This window comes from Serratia sp. ME47, assembly GCF_903970925.1.
GTDB lineage: Bacteria > Pseudomonadota > Gammaproteobacteria > Enterobacterales > Enterobacteriaceae > Serratia > Serratia ureilytica.
Genome location: NZ_CAJCKE010000057.1, coordinates 1 through 4,184 on the forward strand (window position 1 = coordinate 1; position 4,184 = coordinate 4,184).

9 protein-coding genes are annotated in these 4,184 nt (G+C 52.6%); all 9 read right to left on the bottom strand.

Annotated features, from left to right (window positions below):
• A partial coding sequence (locus tag H7A77_RS25805; protein WP_182074823.1) for an ANR family transcriptional regulator occupies positions 1–161 on the bottom strand: 161 nt, incomplete at its 3' end.
• 14 nt (positions 162–175) lie between these two features.
• Complete coding sequence (locus tag H7A77_RS25320; protein ID WP_182074826.1) at positions 176–556, bottom strand: hypothetical protein; 381 nt, start codon at positions 554–556, stop codon at positions 176–178.
• Between the two features lie 224 nt (positions 557–780).
• The gene (locus H7A77_RS25325) at positions 781–999 is read right to left on the bottom strand and encodes a hypothetical protein (RefSeq protein ID WP_048796803.1); all 219 of its coding nucleotides are present in this window, start codon (positions 997–999) and stop codon (positions 781–783) included.
• Positions 977–1,735, bottom strand: coding sequence for a DUF551 domain-containing protein (locus tag H7A77_RS25330; protein WP_182074827.1), 759 nt, complete (start codon positions 1,733–1,735; stop codon positions 977–979). Before H7A77_RS25330 ends, H7A77_RS25325 begins: the two co-directional genes overlap by 23 nt.
• Complete coding sequence (locus H7A77_RS25335; protein ID WP_182074828.1) at positions 1,728–2,198, bottom strand: hypothetical protein; 471 nt, start codon at positions 2,196–2,198, stop codon at positions 1,728–1,730. Before H7A77_RS25335 ends, H7A77_RS25330 begins: the two co-directional genes overlap by 8 nt.
• Entirely contained in the window at positions 2,188–2,376 is a 189-nt protein-coding gene (locus tag H7A77_RS25340) for a hypothetical protein (RefSeq protein WP_182074829.1), read from the bottom strand. Before H7A77_RS25340 ends, H7A77_RS25335 begins: the two co-directional genes overlap by 11 nt.
• Positions 2,377–2,393: 17 nt before the next feature.
• Positions 2,394–2,657: a hypothetical protein gene (locus H7A77_RS25345; RefSeq protein WP_182074830.1), complete on the bottom strand. Its 264-nt coding sequence runs from the start codon at positions 2,655–2,657 to the stop codon at positions 2,394–2,396.
• Positions 2,650–3,561: a phosphoadenosine phosphosulfate reductase family protein gene (locus H7A77_RS25350; RefSeq protein ID WP_182074831.1), complete on the bottom strand. Its 912-nt coding sequence runs from the start codon at positions 3,559–3,561 to the stop codon at positions 2,650–2,652. Before H7A77_RS25350 ends, H7A77_RS25345 begins: the two co-directional genes overlap by 8 nt.
• Positions 3,558–4,184: hypothetical protein (locus H7A77_RS25355; protein ID WP_182074832.1), on the bottom strand; the 627-nt coding region annotated here is incomplete at its 5' end. The genes H7A77_RS25355 and H7A77_RS25350, both read right to left, overlap by 4 nt.

Sequence of the window (4,184 nt, forward strand, 5' to 3'; positions counted from 1 at the left end):
GCCGCGTTGACGCAAAAACCTATGCGGATGTGGATCCAAGCAACATCTACCGCCCGCGCAGCTTCAAGCGCCTGGCGCCACTTCTCTGCAGCATCTGCGAAATGGGCGCGTCGTTCTGCCTCGGCTGCCTGATGGGCCAATGATTTGTATTTGAATGACATGGCTATCTCCGGGATCAGTAGGCGCGCTGGTGGGTTACGGGGGCAAGCAACTGGTTAAACAGCTGCATGAGTTGGATTCTGCGAACAACCTCCGGAGGCTCACTGAGTAAATAGCTGTCGGTAAGTTTTGCGATTGCTCCCCTTGGTTTTTTCCTTGCATAACGCTGGTACAGCGGATCAACAGACAAAACCTTCAGTGCGCGGACGTTAGCTTTCACAAAGGTGATTTCGCATTTAACGTATGGGGAGCTTGTGAGAGAAAACCGCAGATTTGAAATCCTTTCCGGGGTAATTCCCTCATCAGGAAATTTCTTCTGCAGCATAGCGATATGCTCATCACGGATATAGAAACCGCCGTCGGCGATGAGGAAATGAATCAGATCGTAATTAGTCATGGCTAAATCCTGATTTGGTTGTTGTAGCGCTCATGGCTCATGACTTCCCATGAGTTGCCGTTGTCTTTCGAAAGCATTCGCCAGCAGCGGGCCACTGGCAGCGTCAAATACTTATGCTGGTAGGTTTGGTTGGGCTTCTTTTCACCCCTCTTATAGGCGCATAGAACCCCCTCAGCTTTGATGCTGATTCGTTGCGGAATTCGTGGTTTCATATTTTCGGTGGGTTATTTGGTGATTGGTGCCCAGCATGCGGATCGGATACCAGGACGGCGGACTTTCTCAACGGCGTTTTCTTTTTCCAGCTTGATCAAGCGCTGGCGGATGGCTTTACCGGTCATGCCGTTGTAGCCGGCACAGCGGAGGAGGCTTGCGACAGAATCCGGCGTGGAACCGGCTATACTGAGCCGCGAGATGATTTCGTTATCGTCGGGTATCGTGATCATTCCCACCCTCCGGCGCTGCAGGTAATGGCATCCAGTGGGTGAACATATCTGCATTCAAATGTTCATGCTGGTCATACCAATCACTCCAAACACCATCACAGAATTGATATACCGTACGCTGAACCACCCCTTCACCAGAAACAACGATTACCGGTTGAGTTTCGTCAGGCATCCGCTCACTGCACGCTATCCATCCATCCGGCGCCGCTGCCAGCATTGCGGCGCGGCAGGCGGTGATTGCAGCTTTTGCTTCGTCCCAAGCTTCGTGGTCACGATCGGAAATGCGGATAACTTCTTCCATAGCATCGAGCAATTCGTCCGGCACTGCTGGCGCTGGCGGGGTGGTGAACAGCTTGGCTTCCAGGTGTTCAATGCGCGCATCTTTGTCACGCAGTTCCTTCTCCATTCCGTCGTTCTGCCCCATGATGAATGAGAATTCCTCTTCCAGCTCGGCGATGCGCTTATCCTTCGCTTCCAGCTCTGCCAGCAACTCGAGAACGACAGCAGGGTTAGCTGCTGCGATGAATGCGGTGTTTGCCTGCTGCTCAGTGCCGAATGGCTCGTCATAACCAGAATCAGGGCCACCGCCCTCGATTTTCGCGATAGCCACCATTCCGTCTCTGGATTCAGACGAAATTAGCGCATCATCACCGTCGCTCCAGTCGTCGTATACAGATCCCCACGGCCCAGGAGTAGCGGCCATTGCGGCCGCTTTCAGTTCGCTGAATTTATCCATTGCTCTGCTCCTTCATGGCTTTGCGTCGAGATTCAAAGAAGTCCATGCACTTGCTGTACTCAACGTCGATTTTCTCTGACTCACGGTTGAAATATGCCTGCGCGTCTTTTTCGCTATCCGGCGCAAATTCTCCAGGCCCGCCCAATTTATTGACGATCCACACCATCGCAGCGTTTGGCCCTTCGCCGTGTTCAATTTCAATAACTGCCGCTTGCATAGTCAGTAGCATTTGGCCGAACAGCAGATCGATTTCTTTGATGCGCCAGCGTATGTATTCGTTGTCGGCCAGCAGGGCGGAGACGTACTCTTGCGAGTAGAGAGGCTCAACGACAGCTCCATCATGCCGATCGGCTTTGGAGCGTTCAGCCGTTGATTTATCCATGAATGCGCGGTCTTGATACATCTTTCCTCCGGTAACAACGAATGCCTTTGGCTTGCTCAGTTCGCTCAGCTTATTGTCCATCTGCCAGCTCCTTTAACGCTGCCATGCCTGAATGAGTAATCCCCCAACCCAATGGCGGGTAAACTTTAATTAGACTGAGTCGCGCAAGAGAATTAAGTGTCGATTTTGCAGATGTTGGATTTTTCCCTGCTGATATTACTTTCAGCGCAGATATTTGATTATTTGTCAGCTTGCTCATAATGCTTTCTCCTGGGCCTATGGACAGCAACGGTCACTGCCGTAGCAGTAGAATCCGCCGTCTTTCTGATTTGACTCGCCACGCTTTCCGCATCCGGGACATGTTGCCGTTTCTGGCTCCTCATCGCCGTCTACCGGCAACCACTCGATGCCGTTAAAAAATTCAGTTGCCGCCATCGCTGTTGAGCTGTACGAAGTAGAGCCAGGCTCTGAAACAACATGCGCGCCGGTTTCTTCATCGAAATAGCGCAGGCTCCCTGGCTTGAAGTTTTGATTAACCACGCTCCACCTCCCTAGCGCTGTCACCGACGAACTGGAACGGCTCACATGATGATGCGCAGCCGTCGCCGTCGTCGGGGTTGGTTTTGGTCAGATAGATAAGCCGCTGCCGATCTTCAAGCTGAGCATCGGCGATAAGCTGATCCGTGTTGCGCTTCCTGCGCCACCAGGTGTGGCCACAAACGGCTTTTACCATGCCGTGCTTCTGCTCCATCTCACGATTCCATGCAAACCACTCCGGATGCTCGTGGGCGATCAGATATAGCTTTGCGTCGCTCTTCTTGAAGCACGTCAGGCAGTTGCCATGATGCGGTGGGATATTCAGCTTGAATGGCATCGCGTCCCAGAAGTCGTTCACGTCCTGCTTATCGAAGCCGCCCCAGTGGCAAAGCGGATAAACGAGGTTGTAGCGTTTTGCTGCATCTTTGTTCGGGTCAGCGCGCTGCGGCTCATCTGCCCGCATGCCGATAGCCGTCTTTGCTGACCAGCCACGTCGAGCCAAGCCCACTTCACGCATCCATGAGCGTATCGTCTGAGTTTTCAGATAATCGCTGCATTTCTGGCGGGAGACGTTTGGGATGCCCTCAACGCTGATCAGCTGCTCGAATGGCTCGCCGTTCCGCGCTGCAGTTTCAAATCTCACTACCTTGTGAGCCATGCCAACACCTGGAATCGGGCTGGTAACGCCTTCGAGCCAGACGACATTTAATCCGAAGTGCCGATCGCATCTATCCACAAATTTCAGCGTCTCTTCGTGCTCTCGCCCTGTGTTCGCAAAGACAAAATGAAAATCGAAGCAATCGGCGTAGTTCTGCAACAGAAAATCGCACATGAATGCCGAGGACTGGCCGCCGGAGAAGCTGACGACCATCGGCTCTTTTGCTGGCATAACTGGGCGCTCTTTCATTTGGCCTCCCGCAGCTCGGCGGCGTAATTCATCGCCTTGGCGCCAGCATCGCGTAAATCATTACGATGGCTTGCCGTGCTGTAAGTCGGGTCATTAGCCAGGGTAAGCATGCGCTCGGCAAACTTCTCCACTCCCTGCGCCTGGATAGCTGCAAGTGCTGCGTCAGTGGCTGGGGTTTCAGGAATCTGCATGATGAATTTCCGCACTGTCTGATATTCATCGTTGCGATAGCTTCCAAAGGCGTAAATGAACGGTTTATTGAGGTTGTGACCATTTTTATTGATGTAGTCTTTGCAACCTTGCTCGGTAAAGCAGCCGGTCACAAACACATCAATCTCTTTCATGGCGTATCTATCCCAGCCATCCCTAACTTCATATTTGGCCTGATAGATGGCCTCCAAGCGCCGATACTGTGTCTCTGTGGCTTCGATATAATCGCCACTCTGGTTTTCAACCCAGCAAATACGGTCGCAGTCGTGGTCTTCAGAGGCGACGATTTCCCGTTTGGTCATGACTGCAAAAAATGGCTGGTCAGTTATACGGTTATCTTGGGTGCGGATTAGCTCACCGATAGCACTCAGTTCAGAGCGCTCGCGCTTCAGCGCCGCATTCTCCACAGCCAG

Excerpts from the sequence above, each read along its gene's own strand:
- H7A77_RS25320 (WP_182074826.1), bottom strand. The coding sequence starts at position 556 with ATGACTAATTACGATCTGATTCATTTCCTCATCGCCGACGGCGGTTTC.
- H7A77_RS25325 (WP_048796803.1), bottom strand. The coding sequence starts at position 999 with ATGATCACGATACCCGACGATAACGAAATCATCTCGCGGCTCAGTATA.
- H7A77_RS25330 (WP_182074827.1), bottom strand. The coding sequence starts at position 1,735 with ATGGATAAATTCAGCGAACTGAAAGCGGCCGCAATGGCCGCTACTCCT.
- H7A77_RS25335 (WP_182074828.1), bottom strand. The coding sequence starts at position 2,198 with ATGGACAATAAGCTGAGCGAACTGAGCAAGCCAAAGGCATTCGTTGTT.
- H7A77_RS25340 (WP_182074829.1), bottom strand. The coding sequence starts at position 2,376 with ATGAGCAAGCTGACAAATAATCAAATATCTGCGCTGAAAGTAATATCA.
- H7A77_RS25350 (WP_182074831.1), bottom strand. The coding sequence starts at position 3,561 with ATGAAAGAGCGCCCAGTTATGCCAGCAAAAGAGCCGATGGTCGTCAGC.